Here is a 17,643-nt window from a genome sequence, read left to right as displayed (position 1 = left end):
CAAGATAATCGAATGTTTTATGATTAAATAAGTAAGCCTTTCATTTTTGAAAGGCTTACTTATTTTAAGGATTTCTTTTTTATCTAACTTTAGTTAAGTATTCAAACAATTACTTCTGAATACTTATTTTGCTAAAATATGATTTTTTATTATCTAGAATTTTTAAGATGTAAACACCAGTATTCAAGTGTTGTAAATCCAAAGCTGCTGATTCACCTTTAACACTTTCTGAATGTATCCGTAAACCAGCTAGGTTATAAACTTCTACCCGAGCTGTACCTACACCTGAAACAGTTACATTTAATAAATCAAAGTTGTTTAAAGGGTTAGGATATACCAAAGGACCTTTCTTTATGATATCTTCAGGGGATTTGTTATTTCCTTGAAAGCGATCTCTACCCGCAAGCCATTCCATATCCCAACGAACACCTCTTAATAAACATCCTTCAACTCCCATATCAACTCTACCAGGACATAATGGTTCATCGCTTGAATCATTTATAGGTCCATTTCCACATTGAACATCATTATAGATGTTATCTCCATTATTTCTTGATCTAAATAAAGGATGTTTTTCTAATTCATCACAAATATCAACTACACTATATTGTGTTCCATTAACGATTACCTTTTTACTACCTAAATTGTGATCAAAATTAGTACTACACCAGCAAAACCCATTGGCCTCATAACTATCGTGCCATGATACTCCTCCTGGGTTTAAAGGAATATCTCCACAATCTTTTATTAAAATGAGGTGAGCTATATTGTATTCGCAATCTCCACCTGCATATCTAGCGGCTACTTGATATTCTGCATTACTTAAACCTGTAAAGCTATAAGAACCAGCATTGTCATTAATAGTAATAGGGTATGAGTTTCCTCCATCAATACTTAGTTGAATTTGTGTATACGCATCCGAATCTTCGAAATCGACTATAATTTGACCATTGTTATTGCTACAACCTGGATTAGTTTGAGTAATTGAAATTCCTCCAAAGAAATCTGAACAATCTCCACCAATCGTTGTGCAAGCCAATGCAGAAACATTAGGTCCTGTTACTTCCATATAATCAATATTACCAAGTCCAGAACTATTAGTAGCCTCCAGACGTACATCTTTTACTCCGTCAGAAAGGTTTACTGTAACTGATTCTGTTTCCCAATTAGTCCAACTTCCTGTAGTATTAAAGGCAATATTGCTTGCTACAGTAGATCCGTCAACAACTAATTTTCCTGATCTGTTACTTGTGCTAGCATATCTCCAGGTAATAGTATAGGATCCAGCTAATCCGTCTAATTTCCAATCTATACCATTGCCTAATGCATTATCAGTATTAACAAACCCCGTTCCTGTATGTCCACCATGATTGTTGTCAATTGAACCATCATAAGAACAGAATCCGATTGTATTTTCCTGAATTGTGATTGTGTTGTTGTTATCTATAGGATTTACCGTTAATGTCCGTGTTACATTTGGAGCAGCATTGTAGGTGTTATTTCCAGCTTGTGAAGCTGTTATAGTTGAAATTCCATCACTAACAATATGGATATTACCGTTTACAATAGTTGCCACATTTGTATTGGAACTTGTATATGAAACTGATAGACCAGAACTAGCTGTTGCACCTGGTGAAAAGTCTGAATCTCCAACCTGATTGATTGGTAAAGTTCCGAAGGAAATTGTTTGATCTATTTTATCTGAAGTACCTTCGGATATATTAATATTCGAAATATAATACGTTTCTGAAGCTACGCTAGTGGCACCATTGATAATAATTTCAATTGTATTGCCGGTAATACCATTAACCGAAACAGTCTTTTGAGAAAAGGCATTGACATTTTCAGAAATAATCTGTGGAGAACCATCGTTTATAGAATAATAAATATTTAGATAATCTGCATCCTCCATAGATCCAATGCCTTCTATATCCATAGATACTTCAATGCTTGTAAAAGCACAGGAAATATCAATGACTCCAGAACTGTAGTTTACCATCTGATCAGAAATAGTAAAGTCGTCATCGGTCCAAGGAATTGAACACCCTTCAGATTCAGAGGTTCCATACAGGGTTGAAATATTCTGTTTTGTTATTCCAGGTCCTTCATAAGCTACAGACAATACATTTCCTCCGGTTTTTTCAAAAAATTGAACTTCTATTTGGTGATATCCAGTTTCTAAACAAATTATTCCAGATTCTTCACGTGCGGCGTGTAACCCATCATTGTCTACTATCTTAATTCCATCAACCCAAAGTGAGGAACCATCATCAGAAGTTGTGTAAAACGTATAATCACCATCACTCGGAATATTAATATACCCATTAAAACGTAGTCCAAAATTGTCTGTACTTGTTGCATTGTTTAGATCGATAGATGATGCTATACCACTTGAAACGGGAGTAAGTGAACTGAAATTAGGTAAAGAATTCCAGGAACCTTCATAGTAGTCATAATTTATACCACCTATTAGATTAGAAGGTGGTGTAATCGCTGCTAAAGGTGAGCTACAGGGATTCACTGTAGTATCTTCTAAAAACCTAAACCAATCAACATCTAATAAATACCCACTTCCTCCAGTAAATACCAAATAAATATCCTGCGCTCCACTTACTTGTGATATACTTGCAGTAAAGGTTTTCCAAGATGTAAAAGATCCGGTATTAGTAACTTCTACGGTTCCTAATAAAGTTCCAGAAACACTTCCTTGTCTTACTTCAATAGTTCCTCCTGACGTACCACTTGATGCAGAAATTTCTATAGAATTTGCTCCGGAACCAAAATCAACATTTTCATATTGTACCGAATCACCATTATTTATCCAGCCAACAAAAGAATTAGTACTTCCTGTTTGTATACCTGATTGCTCACAAAAATCTTCTGCTTCAATTTGCGAAAACGCATCGTGACTACTACATGTCGGTGGTTCAACAAGATTTTCACAAGTTTCACTTGAATCACTTATATTGCTTGACTGAGAAACCGCACCGGTAACGTCATAATCATCTCCGTTACCATAAGAATTACAATTTGAAATTTCTCCAGTAGCTCCGGATTTAGCGTAAATACCGTCTTTTGCATTATTTGCTACACAGTTATTTTTCCAGTCTATATTTCTTGTAGTAAAGTTTTCACTATTTGCACCTAATCCAAAATCACCATTGTCAGTGATAATACAATCATGTACCAAATATCCTTCAGTATCTGCAGCACGTACTCCTCTAAAATAATTTCCTGACATTTCACAATTATAGATTTCAATATCCTCACTATAAGAAATATTAATTCCATTTGCAGAAGTAGAGTTGTTAAATGTAGAATTCCTAACAATAGCACCATAACATCTCCTTAGATACATATTATGTGCAAAACCTTCTTTACCTGCTGTTCCGTTTTCGCTAAAATCACAGTTCTCTACTAAAACATTTTTAACACCTTTAATATGCACTCCCCATCCTGTGTTGTAGCAACGAACACTTGATATTTTTACCGTATCGTGATCAGCGCCATAGGAGATAATTTCTATCCCTCCGCCGTCAGATGCATTGGTACCAGTCAAAGTTAGATTCTGAATGGTAATGTTCTTTAATCCATAACCAGATTGAACAATCATCTTTATATTTTGAGTCGTCTTAATGGTGGTGCCGTATATACCTGAACCTTGTAGTTTTGTGTTACTAGATATTTTAAGAGAAGAAGTAATCGTAAATGTACCAGAATCAAGTGTAACAGCACCTCCTCCGCTAGAGGCTACATCATCGAGTGCATCCTGAATGTTTCCACCTAAAGGTACTGTTATATCTGCAGCACTCAATGAAAGACTTATTAAAAGGATAAAAACCTTCATCATATTAATAAAATAGTTTGTCTTTATCATAATTAAATAGTATTAATTTTTAGACATATCTGATTCACATTAAGAGGAATATTTATGTCAATTTGGTTAAACGGAATACATTTTTGATTTTTAAAACATGATTGTATAAAATTGGGGTTGAAAATAATTGGTCAACCAATTTTATAAAAGTAAAAGTAGTATACAATTATAAGGGATCATTTGATCTCTAGAATTCGTAGAGATTAGTTTAGAATTCGTTTATGATTTATAGTATTATCCGGAATTAGGATAAAATATTCATTTTTTTAAGTTAAATTAATTGCTAGTTGTTGTAGAATACTAGTATTTTTAAATCATGAAATTCAAATTATATGTTATGATTTGAATATTCACTTTTATCATTTAATCATACTATTATATATGAAAACTAAAATCATCAATCTACTTCTAGTTTTACCTGCATTCTTTATAGCTTGTAATACTGCTACAGAAGAAAAACAAGAATCAAGACCTCACCAATCATTAGACGCTCCGATTGCTAAGAAAATAGCAGAGGAATTAAAAGCACATGGTGATACTCGTATCGATAATTATTTCTGGATGCGTCTAAGTGACGAACAGAAAAATTCGGAAACTCCTGATGTACAAACCCAAGATGTACTGGACTATCTAAATGCAGAAAATGATTATAAAGATGCTGCTATGAAACATACTGATAGTCTACAAAAAACATTATTCGATGAAATTGTAGGACGTATCAAGAAAGATGACTCATCTGTTCCTTATAATGATAATGGATACTCATATTACACAAGATTTGAAAAGGGAATGGATTATGCGTTGTATTGTCGTAAGAATCTAGAAGAAAATGCGAAAGAGGAGATTATGCTTAATGGCCCGGAAATGGCTAAAGGATTTGCTTATTTTGCTTTGGGTGGAATGTCAGTTAGTGCTAATAATAAAATACTTTCATATGGAGTTGATACTGTGTCTAGACGTAGATATACTATTTATTTTAAGGATTTAGTGACTAACGAAAAACTTTCTGATAAATTGGTAAATACCACAGGAAGTGTAGCTTGGGCCAATGATGATAAAACCGTTTTTTATACCTCTAAGGATTCAGTTACTTTAAGAGCAAATAAAATTTACAAACATATATTAGGAACAGATCAGTCTCAAGACGAATTAATATTCAATGAAGAAGATGATACATTTAGTACGTTTGTTTATAAATCCAGATCTGATAAATATATTATTAGTGGAAGTTCCCAAACGTTATCTACGGAATATAGATATTTAGATGCAGATACTCCTAATGGCACTTGGAAAATAATCCAGCCAAGAGAAAGAGATTTAGAGTATAATGTAGCTCATTTTGGGGATCATTTTTATATTAACACAAATCTAAATGCTAAGAATTTTAAATTAGTAAAAACACCTTTGAGTGCCACTACTAAAGAAAACTGGGTAGATGTCATACCGCACAGAGAAGATGTTTTACTACAAGATTTTACCGCTTTTAAAAATCATTTAGTATTAAGTGAGCGAAAAAATGGTCTAAGTACAATAAGAGTTAGAAAATGGGAGGGATCAGATGATCATTATATTTCATTTAATGACCCTGCTTATTTCTCTAGGACAAGTGTTAATATGGATTTTGATACTAATATTTTGCGGTATGGTTATACATCCTTAACAACTCCTAATAGTACCATCGATTATAATATGGATACTAAGGAACAAACAGTTTTAAAAGAACAAGAAGTACTAGATGCTAACTTTTCTAAAGAGAATTATGTTTCAGAACGTTTATATGCAACAGCAAGAGATGGAGTAAAAGTGCCTATATCTTTAGTGTATAAGAAAGGAACACAGAAAAATGCAAATACACCATTATTGTTATATTCCTATGGTTCATATGGGAGCAGTACTGAACCTTATTTTAGTTCAACTAGACTTAGTTTACTAGATCGTGGTTTTGTATTCGCAATGGCTCATATTAGAGGAGGACAGGAAATGGGACGGTATTGGTATGAAGATGGTAAATTATTAAAAAAGAAGAATACATTTACTGATTTCATTGATGTTGGAGATTTTTTGGTAAAAGAAGGATACTCAAGCTCTGATCATATGTATGCATTAGGAGGAAGTGCTGGTGGATTGTTAATGGGAGCTGTACTAAATATGAAACCTGAGCTTTGGAATGGAGTAGTAGCTGCAGTACCATTTGTAGATGTCGTATCGACTATGATGGATGAAACCATACCATTAACAACATTCGAATTTGATGAATGGGGTAATCCTAAAAACAAGGAATATTATGACTATATGAAATCATATTCGCCCTATGATAATGTAGCAGCAAAAGCATATCCAAATATATTAATTACTACAGGCTATTGGGATAGCCAAGTTCAGTATTGGGAACCGGCAAAATGGATTGCAAAACTTAGAGAACTAAAAACTGACGATAATCTATTAATTATGGATTGTGATATGGAAACAGGTCATGGCGGTGCATCAGGTCGTTTCGAACGATATAAGAGAACAGCTCTTAATTATGCATTTATGCTTGATTTAGAAGGAATAAAAAAATAATTCATTTAAAGAAACATACTAAAACCAGTAAAACTTCTTTTTACTGGTTTTTTTGTCTCTGATTAAGTTTAGTGAAAAACCACTTAGTAATACTCTTTTTAGTATTATATGTGAATTTTGGAATATATAAAACGTTTATGAAAGTATTAATCACTATAATTTTATTTTTTCTCACATTTTCTTTTAGCTACTGCCAAAATATTATTGAGGGCTCTGAAGGAAATTTATCCAAAAGATGGAAAATAAAGCGAGGAGATAGTATAAAACAATTTAAAATTGAACCTTATAAGCCTGTATATTTTTTATTAGCTAACTATACAACAGACATAAATAATTTTCCAACAAGTGCTAATCCTCTTAATACAGTAGAAGAATCTTCTGATTTTTCTGATACAGAATTAAAATTTCAATTAAGTTTTAAGACCAGAGCAGTTAGAAATTTATTTGGAAAAAAAATAGGAGGTGATCTCTGGATAGGGTATACGCAATCTTCACGTTGGCAATTATATAGTGCTAATATTTCGAGACCATTTAGAGAAACTAATTATGAACCAGAAGTTATGTTGGTTTTTCCTACTCCTTATAAGATTTTAGGGTTCAAAGGGGTTTTAGCAGGTATTGGCATAAATCATCAAAGTAATGGAAGATCAAATCCTTTATCAAGAAGTTGGAATCGAATTATAATGCAGTTCGGATGGGAAAACCCTTCTTGGAGTTTTATGTTAAGACCTTGGTGGCGATTACCAGAGGATACAATAGAAGATAACAATCCTGGAATAGAAAACTTTGTTGGTAGAACAGAGTTTTTAGCTACTTTTTCTAAAGGAAAGCATGATATAAGTATCCTGGCTAAACATTCATTACGAGGCGGAAGTAAAAATAGAGGGAGTATACGACTCGATTATGCAGTTGAAATCTTAGGGCAACTACAGGTTCATGCTCAAATATTTCACGGATATGGTGAAAGTTTAATAGATTACAATCATAATCAAACAACTTTCGGAATTGGTTTATCTCTTCTGCAATGGAGATAATTTATATTCTATTATTTTAGAAATTTTAGTGTAAAATATATAAAAGGCTGTCGTCATTTTGATCGACAGCCTTTTTCTTCTACTTATTGGCTCATAAAAGTTTTAGTTACTTCCTAACAATGAATCTTTTTGTAATTGCTAATCCGTCAGAATTAGTAAACCTAACAAAATACAATCCATCAGCGAATTGAGAAATATCAACTCCAAAAGAAGATTTCTTTGGATTTATCTTTTTCACAATAGTACCATTTGAAGAAATCATAATAATCTCATCAAATTTCCCTTCATTAATTTCAATATTTAATGTTGAAGTTGCAGGAATAGGATACAATTGGATACTCTTATTTGCTATTCTTGTGAACGATACTACTTCTGCGATTTCGTCCGTATCTTCTTCATTTGCCGGAGTAGTACTTCTTGCATTATCACCACTAATAATAATTTGATCAAAATAAACCTGATCATTATTTACACTAGCATCACAACGTATACGAAATCTATTGTTCGCATTAAAATTATAAGTTCCAGAATCCAGAACAATAGTATCTGTAAAGAAAGATCCGTTAGTAAAATCTGTTCCTGTTACATATTGTCCAATCACTTCATAAGAAGAACCATTAAAAAACTCAATAAAATAATCTTCTCCATTTTCCATTGCATTCGCAAAAGTGTGAAACTCAATAGATACTTGTGTATTTCCTGTTAGATCAAGTATAGGTGACACTGCATTTGATGAAGCGCTATTATCACGAAGTCTAATCGAAAAATCTCCTTCGAATGCTCGTGCGCTATTGTTGATACGAGCACAGTCGCTTCCTCCATCTATCCAGCCTTCAAATCCTGTTTCAAAATAGTAAGCTGCAATTTCACCAGGAGTTCCGCCGCCGCCATTTGTACCTAAATTAACGGTATAGTCTTCTACTTCACCATAGGTAAACGTTTCACAAGAAGTAGGAATTGCATTGTATTTCATAGAAACTCTCATTCTAACTGAGGTTTCAGAAGTTCCACTTGGAACTGTAAATGATCCACTATTAGGAGTATCCGTAGATGGTGATTTTGACCAAACAAGCTCTCCTGCATCATCAAAATCTCCATTATTATTATAATCAATCCAAACAGCATATCCTTCTGCGTATATAGTACCAGTCCAAGTAGGAGTAACGGTAATTGTATATGTTTGTCCTTCATTTAAATCAGTAGAAATTGAACTGAAATCTGAATAAAATTGTGCTCCAGAAGCATTGTTAATTGTATTCAATTGAACATTACTAATAAACTCATCATTAACATTGGTACTTGCAGAATCACAATAAACAGTGGTACTACCATCTATAGTAGTAAATGAGGTAGTTGCGTTTCCTGAAACATTTCCAGCTGCATCTTCTGCACTAACAGAAGCAGTATATGATGTTAAAGGAGATAGTCCTGTAACATCAAAGTTAGTTGTTGTAGAAGTTCCTACTACACTACCACCAATAGAAATTGTATATCTCGCTACTCCTACATTATCGGTAGAAGCGGTCCAATTAAGAGTGGCTCCACTAGATGTTATATTACTAGCAGCTAAGTTTGTTGGATCCGAAGGTGCCTGCGTGTCAGGAACACCTGCTTCTATTTGGAATTTACCAACAACACCTCTTCTTCCGTTTCTTACGTACTCATTAATAAACCAAAAAGAAGAATCATCTGATGGATCTACATCAATTTTACTATAATCTCCATATCGTGTCCCAGGAATATTACCAGTTCCATTCGCAATAAGTTCTTCTGCAGTTGTCATAGTTCCTAAAGGATCAGAACTTAATCTACCAGTAAAGTAAGAACTTACTCTTACTGTTGATGGAGTAGTAGGACCAGACATAGAAGTATATCCCATTCCGATATTTCCTTGCCCATCCATGGCTAAACTTGCATGCCAGGCATGTCTTCCATCTGGTGCTGTATACGTTCCTTCCTGATATAAAGACCAGGGTTGATTATCACCACTTTGCCTAAATTCATACCAACGTATTCCTGCAAGCTCTCCAGAACTAGCATCAGTATCTACTACAAAATTGAATACAGCAGAATTATGAGTGGCAAACTTTCTAAATTGAGCTTGATTCATAATTGTTGCTTGCAATGCGTCAATAGATGTACCTCCTCCTGGCTGTGATAAATTAACAAAACTTCCTCCATCAAAAACACTAATAAAAGGTGTAGTAACAATTTCTTGTGGACTAGAAACTGTAGAGCTTCCAGGATTATTCCAATTTACGTCGGCTGTCCATACCTTAATATGATCTACAGATACACCATTCCAAGCGTTATCTTGTAAATAAACGATCGTTGCTCCACCTGGAGCAGGTAAATTTCCATCAGTAACATTTAGAGCTTGAGGACTAAAAAAACCACTAGTAACTATTCCTGGAAGATTAAAACCAAGAATTTGTGCATTTGGATCTCCAGCTAACATAGCATCTCTTTCTAACGCCCATAATTTATTAGTTCCGCCGGTATTTTCGGTAATGTAATATCCATCACTCCAAACAGATAGTTTTTGATAATCTTGTATTCCCGAAATGTTATAAACATACCATCCAGAAGTTACAGGGTTAGGTCCATCAGAAACAGCTACTTGAGCACCTGACCCTAAAAATGAAAGTACCCATCTATCTGCTGCATTGTCATAGGAGGCTGTAAGATCACAACAACCACCTGAAGGGAAAATTGCAGGGTTAGGAGAGGTTTGTCCAACTAATTGATTACCAGATTTGTCATAGATCATAAATCCAGTGTTGTAAACAACTACTACGTGATTAGGTCCTACTGCGATAGAAGGATCTGTAGGTTGAGAATTCGAAGAATATGTATCAAAAACTAAACTAGCAGGAGCTCTTTGAACACTTTGCTCCATCGCATTTTTATTTCTGAAAAAATAATCATTTTCTGTTTGAGGATCTTTGCCAGAAATAATTTGATTACCTAATGATCTTTTATCCTTTGCTTCCCGAACTGAGTTATCAGGAGCAATAAGATCATTGGGCCTTGATGCAATTGAGGAAACATATTCTACAGAAGATACTTTTCCGTGATAAAATGCTTTTGTTCCAGTTTGTTGTGCTTGAGTCATAAAACAGCCCATAACAAACCCCGTGAGTAATACGAGTTTTAATTTCATTTGTGTTAATTTAAATGGTTAATTATTTTAAAATTAACTTAAATTTTAACAGCAAATCGAAATTATTTTAGATTTTTTATGAATTAAAGGGAAGACCATATCAAGGCTAAGTAATAACCATTTATTATGTCAGTTGGATGATGATTTGTATCAATATTTTGAAAAAATGGAGATTAAATTATCTTATTAATTTTGTCTGTATTTTTTATATAATAATTAGCTTAAAAACAATTTTGTAACCTTTTTGAAATTCATTTTGTCTAATAAATGTGAATTCACAATCAAAAAAATAATCACATTTTAAATTAATCAAAATGATTTTATCAAAACGAACAGTACAACTATGGATATTGATTTTTTATTTAATATCCTTACCAACGTCTTTTGGACAAAAAAGCTATAAAACGATAAGGGTACCAGATGGAAGAGAAATAGATATTGTTACATTAGATATGCATATCAAAAAAGCAATGGATTCCATAAAATTACCCGGACTTTCTATTGCCATAGTTAATGAGGAAGATATTGTATATCATAACACATTTGGATTTGCTAATCTTAAAACAAAGAAACCCGTCACAAAAAAAACTATTTTTGAAGCAGCATCCCTTTCAAAACCTCTTTTCGCCTATTTCTTAATGAAAATGATGGAAAACGGACAATTGGATTTGGATAAACCGATATATCCTTATTTAAAGTCAATATTTCCGGAAGGTGTTATTCATAAAGACTCCTTTGAAGACTATAAAACACTAACTCCAAGAATTATTTTATCTCATGGTACTGGTATTCCTAATTGGGTAAAGGGAAAGCCGATAGAGATCAAATTTAAACCAGGAACTGATTTTTCATATTCGGGAGAAGCGTATCAACATTTGGGAGCAGCGTTTGGTACCAAATTAGGTATAGGATGGGGAAGTAAATTAGATTCTTTATTTCTGAAAGAAGCTGCACATCCCATAGGTATGGATAGAAGTATTTATACCTGGAATAATGCTTATAATAAAGATGTAGCAAATGGTCATATGAAAGGGAAAACGAATCCTGAAATAAATAAATTTAAAAAAGTCGGACCTGGTTTTAGTTTACACTCGGATGCAGAAGATTATGCGCTATTTTTAATAGAGATGATGAATCCAAAAAATATTAAAACAACTACACGAGATGAAATGTTGCGAGAGCATAATCATTTTAAATCGGATAATGAATTACTACAAGAAACAGGTCAAACGGGTTGGGGGCTTGGTTTCGCACAAAAGCCTACTGCAAATGGTCTTATGCACTTACATACAGGTAATAATCATGATTTTCAAGCCTATGCAATGTTTATTCCAGACCAGAAATATGGCTTTGTCATGTTTGGAAACTCAGATAATTTATTTCCTTTACTGGAAACAATAGAAAAACTTTTAGGAGAACATTTTTAAGATAAAATATATGGAAAATTTAAACGAAGTATTCGTATTTATAGGAATTATAATCGCAGCAGTCCTTATTGTATTTATTATTGCACGTTACACCTATTTAATTAAAATAGCTCTCATAGAAAAAGGAGTATATCAAGATCATATAAACAACAAATTGAAATATTTAGATGCCGGTTGTATTGTATTTGGTCTTGGGATCGGATTATTTATTTCCTCCATTTTTACCACCTTTAAAATATCAGAAGACACTATGGATCTACTGGTATGGGGTACTATTTTAATTTTTGGAGCTGCAGGATTAATAGTTGCACATTTCATAAGAAAGAGGCTTGAAAAATAGTTCAAAACAGCAAGATTACGAGTTAATCCGTAAAATAAATGATGGTGATACATCTGCCTTTAGACAACTAGTCTATATGCATAAAGATGTATCATTATCACTTGCTATTTCAATATTAAAAGATCCTGTTATTGCCGAAGATGTGCTACAAGATGTTTTTATAAAAGTATATCATAAGCTTCATACATTTCAATATAAATCAACATTTTCTACTTGGTTATATAGAATCGTAATCAATACTAGCTATAATGAACTTAAAAAGAAAAAACATACCGTAGAAATAAAAGAGGATAACAATGCATTTGATCTTCCTTCTAGTAATCGAAATAATTTAATTGAAGCTGATCAAAAAAAATATATTCATCTGGCATTAGAAAAACTACGTCCAGATGAAGCATTATTACTACGTCTTTTTTACTTGTGTGAGTATAAAATTAAGGAAATAGAAAAAGTAACTGGTTTTACTTCATCTAAAATTAAAGTTGACCTACATAGGGGAAGAGAAAATTTGCACTTTTATCTAAAACAATTACTGGGAGACGATTTAAATAACTTATTATGAAAGAGGAAGAGTTAAAAAGAATAATCAGCAAAAGTACTGTTGAAACTTCAGATGATTTTATCAATAATTTAATGAATGCTATTGAGGTACAGGAGCAAACTAAGAAAGTTAAGGTATGGTGGTCATTTAGAACAATTTTAATCCTATGTTCTATTTTGATCTTATTAATAGTAGGTTTATTACATCAAGTTATTGGTACTGATAATGGTTTATTAAATTCATCTTCAATAGATATTCCTAAAACACCTGTATTTTTAATAATAACCTTTGCTTTGTTATATTATCTCAATACTGTCATTAGGTTAAATTACTATAACCAGGAGAAGCAGATTGATTAATCATAAAACTGAAAGAAGAGGCTGTCTGAAAGAGTCAATATCCCTGTCACATTGAGCGGAGTCGAGAAATATTACTTGCGTGTCAATACATTTCGACTACGCTCAATGTGACAGCAATATGTTTTTGAGAATTTTCAGACAGCCTCTACCTTTTTTCATATCAAAGTCTAAAATTAATAAGCCATTTCCACTATTTCTGCTGCAACTTCAGGAGTGATATCTTGATGTTCTCCTAAAGCCGTCATTCCATGGTCAGTAAGGTTTTTTGCAACTTTTTTAGAGAACCCGTCATAGTCATCGGTATAGTCTCTTAATCGTGTATCAATATCTAGCGACTTGAAAAAGCTTTCGGTTCTTTTGATAGCTTCTTTGGCTTTTTCCTCGACAGTTCCTTCAGTTATATTAAAAATACGCTCTGCGTATTGTGCTAATTTATCTTTTTTCTGCTCAAACTTCTTAGTATAAGCGTTTGGTAGTATGACAGCTAAAGTTCTTGCATGATCAATACCATAAAAAGCAGTAAGTTCATGCGCTATCATATGCACACTCCAATCTGTAGGTACACCCTTTTGGATATATCCATTAAGCGCCATAGTACAACACCACATAAAATTAGATGCAGCTTTATAATCACTAGGGTCGTCAATTATTGCAGGAGCAATTTCAATTAAAGTTTGTAAAATCCCTTCAGAGAATCGATCCTGAAGATAAGCATCTGCAGGATACGTCATATACTGCTCTAAAACATGAGTATAGGCATCCACAATACCGTTAGCTAATTGTCTTTTGGGAATACTATGAACAACTGTTGGATCACAGATCGAAAATTCTGGAAATAATCCAGGTCCGCCCATCACCATTTTTTCGTTGGTTTCAGATCTACTCACTACAGCACCACTATTCATTTCACTACCTGTAGCAGGTAAAGTTAGTACAGTACCAAATGGTAACCCTTTGAATGTTCTAATTCTCTTTGCCAGAATATCCCATGGATCGTCTCCTTCATAAAGTGCTGCTGAAGATAAAAACTTGGTTCCATCAATAACAGACCCTCCACCAACAGCTAACATATAGCCGATGCCTTCTTTCTTTATTATCTCTAATGCCTTTAATAACGTAGTATATTCAGGATTGGCTTCAATTCCTGAAAACTCTATGATATCATGATCTTTAAGAGCAGATATTACCTGATCATAAACACCATTTTTCTTTATGCTTCCTCCTCCATAGAGCAATAAAACTTTCTTATCCTTTGGGACTTCGGTGGTGAGTTTCTCAATTTGTCCTTTACCAAAAATCATTTTGGTAGGTACATATAATTCAAAATTTCTCATGATTTTATATTAATTATTTAAGTTGACTAAACTTTGATTGAAATTATTTATACAAATTTTAAAATAAAAATGCATTAAATAGTTGATCTATGGTAAGAAATAACAAAACCTTACGACTTTTAGTAAATAAAACCTTATAATTTATATGGTATTCACCGGAATTAAAATCAGATTATTTTTTTAGATTTACCCCAATGATAGCGCCTATATTTCCTAAAAACGAAAAACATCGACAAATAGCCGTAGAGAAGTATGGATTATTAGATACTTTGCCAGAAGAAAGTTACGATAATATTACATCTATTATGTCATATATCTGCGATGTACCAATATCACTTATTACATTATTGGATAAAGATCGGAATTTTTTAAAATCACATCACGGAATTCCTTTTAACGAATCTCCTCGAGAAATTTCATTTTGTGGTCACGCTATTAATTCTGATGATCCTATAACTATTATTACAGATTCTAGAAAGGATGAAAGGTTTAAAGGAAACCCACTAGTAGATGACCATCAAGCTATTTTTTATGCTGGCGCACAGTTAATAGATTCTGATGGTTTTAAGTTGGGAACTTTGTGCGTATATGATACCAAACCAAGAGAATTAACTTCTGAACAAAAAGACGCATTACTTGCAATGTCTAAGCAAGTAGTGAATTTGTTCGAGCAACGATACCAAAACTTAAAACTAACACAACTTAGTGATAAACTAGAAAAAAGGAATGAAGATCTTAAAAAGTTTGCCAGTGTAGTTTCACATGATCTTAAATCCCCTTTAGCTAATATCATTTCGCTCACAGAGCTTTTAGAAGATGATAACAAGGATAAACTTAATGAAGAATCTTTACAATATTTAGAATATTTAAAGACGTCATCTTATTCCTTAAGAGACTATATCGATGGAATTCTTAAGTTTTATAAAAGTGATGATATAATAAAAGACGGAAAAACAGAGATACAAATTAACCATTTGCTAGAAGAATTAAAGAGGATAACTGATTCTGAACACAAAGCCAGATTTAATATTTCTACAAATGTTGAACAAATTTTTGCAAATGAAACTGCCTTAATGCAAATTTTAATTAATCTGATTACCAATGCTATAAAGTATAATTCAAAACCTGAGATAGTAATTGATATAGCTATTACAGATGAAGAAAATTTTTACAATTTTGTAATTAAAGATAATGGGGATGGTATTCCTAAGGATTTTTTACATAAAATATTTGATCTTTTTACTGTGGTTGGAGTAGAGGACAGGTATGGTAATGTTGGTACTGGCATTGGATTAGCAACTGTAAAGAAAATAGTTAAAAATTTAGGAGGAGCTATTTCCGTTACTTCTACAAAAGGAGTAGGTAGTACATTTACCTTTTCTATATCCAAAACTTAAAAGATTGTAAATTTTAATACGATTAACTTTTTTAAGCTTTACAATAAATAAGCGATTATTTATAGTGAAAAACCTCAATTTTTCAAACAAATCGATTACTTGATATAAAATGTATTCTACAGAATAATAATAGTATTTCGTTGAAAACCTCTAAGAGCTATTAAACTTCTCAATATTTTTATAGTCATTAATATGTAAGTTCAAATCCATAGATTATGAAACGAAACATATTAAAAACAGTAATACTTTTGGGTATGATTGTGTTTTTTGGATTTATAAGTATAAATCTAGAATGCAATCCAGTGGAACAGCAGACTACTTCAATGTATCAATTATTAATTGATGATGGCATCTTTAATAGTATAGAAGCTAAAGCATCTTTTGTAAATGATATTAGATCAATTCATAGGATTTGGTTTTTACTTAGTATCAGCACGCTACTAACTGTTATACTCATACGAATCTCTATATTTCCTAAAATAGAACCATTATCATCTTCAAAAATATAAATACTATGAAAAATAGACTTTTGATTCTTGCCAGTATCTTTATGATGAAATTTATATATCCAAGTTCATTTCACACAGATATTACAATTGATACTACTACAGTGATTAATAATACAGAAACATATTCTGTATATCACGATGGTACACATATTTACTTAAATATCAATACTATAGATCCCGAAATTGCTACCTCTATATTGCGGCAAGGGATAACAGTTTATTTTGATGTTAAAGGAAGAAAGAAAAAGAACGTATCCATAACATATCCGATAATTAAAAATCAAAGACCACCTAGAAGAAATGAAGATAGAGTTCAAGAAACGAGAGGTTTCAAAGAAGATAGTAGTTTAATAAAACAAATAGATCATATGTTACAGAATGATCCACCACAAAAAGCATTGTATACATATTATGATAATAATAAAGAATTTAATACACTTCTTAATAATGAAGGGATTTCTATAAACTTAGACTTCGATAAAGAAGAAAATAACTTTTTATATAGTTTAAAAATTCCCAAACTAAAAATTAATGATGATCCAGACTTTGATTTTAATAAATTAACTATTGGTGTTATAACGGCAGAAACATCAAGAAATGAATCAAAAGAAGCAAGACCATCTAATGGACAACAGTCGGCAAGAGGTGGAGGTAGAGGAGGGCGTCCAAGAGGTGGTGGATCACAGGGCAGATCTGGTAATGGTCCTTCAGGAAATCAAGGAAGATCAAGAGGAGGAGAACCATCTTCTAAGATACAATTAGATTTTTGGTTCAAGGCGAAATTGAAATAATCAAGTAAAATAGGTTTACGTGTATGATGTGAGATTTTTAATGTTGATCTTACTCTAACTAGTAATTGATTTTGTGTTAAATATGCTCTTTTAGAGTTTTTATTAGTTAGTTTTTTTGGATAAGCTTCGTAAGTAATTATGGAGCTTATTAATTTGATAAAATACCTGCTTAAGGCATAATATAGGTTAACGGAATTATCATTTAAATTGGTTTTCTTTATTATTTGCATTCTATAATTTCTAGTCTTTTTTAAGTACGTTTCCTTTACTCATATTTTGTGTTTTATAAGCGAAAAAGTTTTGTTATTT

The 17,643-nt window shown here is 32.5% G+C and carries 12 protein-coding genes; 9 read left to right on the top strand and 3 right to left on the bottom strand.

Annotation, left to right across the window (positions count from 1 at the left end):
• Window positions 1-109 precede the first annotated feature (109 nt).
• Complete coding sequence (locus Q0829_RS03780) at window positions 110-3,877, bottom strand: carbohydrate-binding protein (protein ID WP_298540104.1); 3,768 nt, start codon at window positions 3,875-3,877, stop codon at window positions 110-112.
• 381 nt (window positions 3,878-4,258) lie between these two features.
• Between Q0829_RS03780 and Q0829_RS03775 the strand changes: the two genes are divergently transcribed.
• Both Q0829_RS03775 and Q0829_RS03770 read left to right on the top strand, forming a co-directional pair.
• Window positions 4,259-6,439 (top strand): S9 family peptidase, encoded by a 2,181-nt coding sequence (locus tag Q0829_RS03775; RefSeq protein ID WP_298540102.1) that lies wholly within the window; start codon window positions 4,259-4,261, stop codon window positions 6,437-6,439.
• Between the two features lie 137 nt (window positions 6,440-6,576).
• A complete protein-coding gene (locus Q0829_RS03770) occupies window positions 6,577-7,473 on the top strand; it encodes a phospholipase A (protein ID WP_298540099.1) in 897 nt (298 codons plus the stop codon).
• Between the two features lie 106 nt (window positions 7,474-7,579).
• Here the strand turns inward: Q0829_RS03770 and Q0829_RS03765 are convergent, their stop codons facing one another.
• The gene (locus tag Q0829_RS03765; protein WP_298540097.1) at window positions 7,580-10,636 is read right to left on the bottom strand and encodes a GEVED domain-containing protein; all 3,057 of its coding nucleotides are present in this window, start codon (window positions 10,634-10,636) and stop codon (window positions 7,580-7,582) included.
• A 314-nt stretch (window positions 10,637-10,950) separates the two neighbouring features.
• Here Q0829_RS03765 and Q0829_RS03760 point away from each other — a divergent pair, with 314 nt between their 5' ends.
• From Q0829_RS03760 to Q0829_RS03745, 4 genes are read left to right on the top strand one after another with little or no spacing between them, the layout of a single operon-like run.
• Entirely contained in the window at window positions 10,951-12,063 is a 1,113-nt protein-coding gene (locus tag Q0829_RS03760; RefSeq protein ID WP_298540094.1) for a serine hydrolase domain-containing protein, read from the top strand.
• A 10-nt stretch (window positions 12,064-12,073) separates the two neighbouring features.
• Complete coding sequence (locus Q0829_RS03755; protein ID WP_298540092.1) at window positions 12,074-12,403, top strand: DUF6249 domain-containing protein; 330 nt, start codon at window positions 12,074-12,076, stop codon at window positions 12,401-12,403.
• Window positions 12,393-12,965, top strand: a complete 573-nt coding sequence (locus Q0829_RS03750; RefSeq protein ID WP_298540090.1) for an RNA polymerase sigma factor — start codon at window positions 12,393-12,395, stop codon at window positions 12,963-12,965. Before Q0829_RS03755 ends, Q0829_RS03750 begins: the two co-directional genes overlap by 11 nt.
• Window positions 12,962-13,303, top strand: coding sequence for a hypothetical protein (locus Q0829_RS03745; protein WP_298540087.1), 342 nt, complete (start codon window positions 12,962-12,964; stop codon window positions 13,301-13,303). Before Q0829_RS03750 ends, Q0829_RS03745 begins: the two co-directional genes overlap by 4 nt.
• Window positions 13,304-13,476: 173 nt before the next feature.
• Here the strand turns inward: Q0829_RS03745 and Q0829_RS03740 are convergent, their stop codons facing one another.
• Window positions 13,477-14,637: an iron-containing alcohol dehydrogenase gene (locus Q0829_RS03740; RefSeq protein ID WP_298540084.1), complete on the bottom strand. Its 1,161-nt coding sequence runs from the start codon at window positions 14,635-14,637 to the stop codon at window positions 13,477-13,479.
• Between the two features lie 194 nt (window positions 14,638-14,831).
• Here Q0829_RS03740 and Q0829_RS03735 point away from each other — a divergent pair, with 194 nt between their 5' ends.
• From Q0829_RS03735 to Q0829_RS03725, 3 genes are all read left to right on the top strand, one after another.
• Window positions 14,832-16,034, top strand: coding sequence for a GAF domain-containing sensor histidine kinase (locus Q0829_RS03735; protein WP_298540082.1), 1,203 nt, complete (start codon window positions 14,832-14,834; stop codon window positions 16,032-16,034).
• Window positions 16,035-16,249: 215 nt separating this feature from the next.
• On the top strand, window positions 16,250-16,543 hold the full coding sequence (locus tag Q0829_RS03730) for a hypothetical protein (protein WP_298540080.1): 294 nt from the start codon (window positions 16,250-16,252) through the stop codon (window positions 16,541-16,543).
• Between the two features lie 5 nt (window positions 16,544-16,548).
• A complete protein-coding gene (locus Q0829_RS03725; protein ID WP_298540077.1) occupies window positions 16,549-17,334 on the top strand; it encodes a hypothetical protein in 786 nt (261 codons plus the stop codon).
• Window positions 17,335-17,643: the final 309 nt, after the last annotated feature.

The organism is uncultured Aquimarina sp. (assembly GCF_947492405.1).
Lineage (GTDB): Bacteria > Bacteroidota > Bacteroidia > Flavobacteriales > Flavobacteriaceae > Aquimarina.
This window is presented reverse-complemented; position numbering and strand designations above follow the sequence as displayed.

Coding starts and splice junctions, on each gene's coding strand:
- Q0829_RS03755 (WP_298540092.1), top strand. CDS start 12,074: ATGGAAAATTTAAACGAAGTATTCGTATTTATAGGAATTATAATCGCA.
- Q0829_RS03730 (WP_298540080.1), top strand. CDS start 16,250: ATGAAACGAAACATATTAAAAACAGTAATACTTTTGGGTATGATTGTG.
- Q0829_RS03765 (WP_298540097.1), bottom strand. CDS start 10,636: ATGAAATTAAAACTCGTATTACTCACGGGGTTTGTTATGGGCTGTTTT.
- Q0829_RS03770 (WP_298540099.1), top strand. CDS start 6,577: ATGAAAGTATTAATCACTATAATTTTATTTTTTCTCACATTTTCTTTT.
- Q0829_RS03725 (WP_298540077.1), top strand. CDS start 16,549: ATGAAAAATAGACTTTTGATTCTTGCCAGTATCTTTATGATGAAATTT.
- Q0829_RS03740 (WP_298540084.1), bottom strand. CDS start 14,637: ATGAGAAATTTTGAATTATATGTACCTACCAAAATGATTTTTGGTAAA.
- Q0829_RS03735 (WP_298540082.1), top strand. CDS start 14,832: ATGATAGCGCCTATATTTCCTAAAAACGAAAAACATCGACAAATAGCC.
- Q0829_RS03775 (WP_298540102.1), top strand. CDS start 4,259: ATGAAAACTAAAATCATCAATCTACTTCTAGTTTTACCTGCATTCTTT.
- Q0829_RS03745 (WP_298540087.1), top strand. CDS start 12,962: ATGAAAGAGGAAGAGTTAAAAAGAATAATCAGCAAAAGTACTGTTGAA.
- Q0829_RS03760 (WP_298540094.1), top strand. CDS start 10,951: ATGATTTTATCAAAACGAACAGTACAACTATGGATATTGATTTTTTAT.
- Q0829_RS03780 (WP_298540104.1), bottom strand. CDS start 3,877: ATGATAAAGACAAACTATTTTATTAATATGATGAAGGTTTTTATCCTT.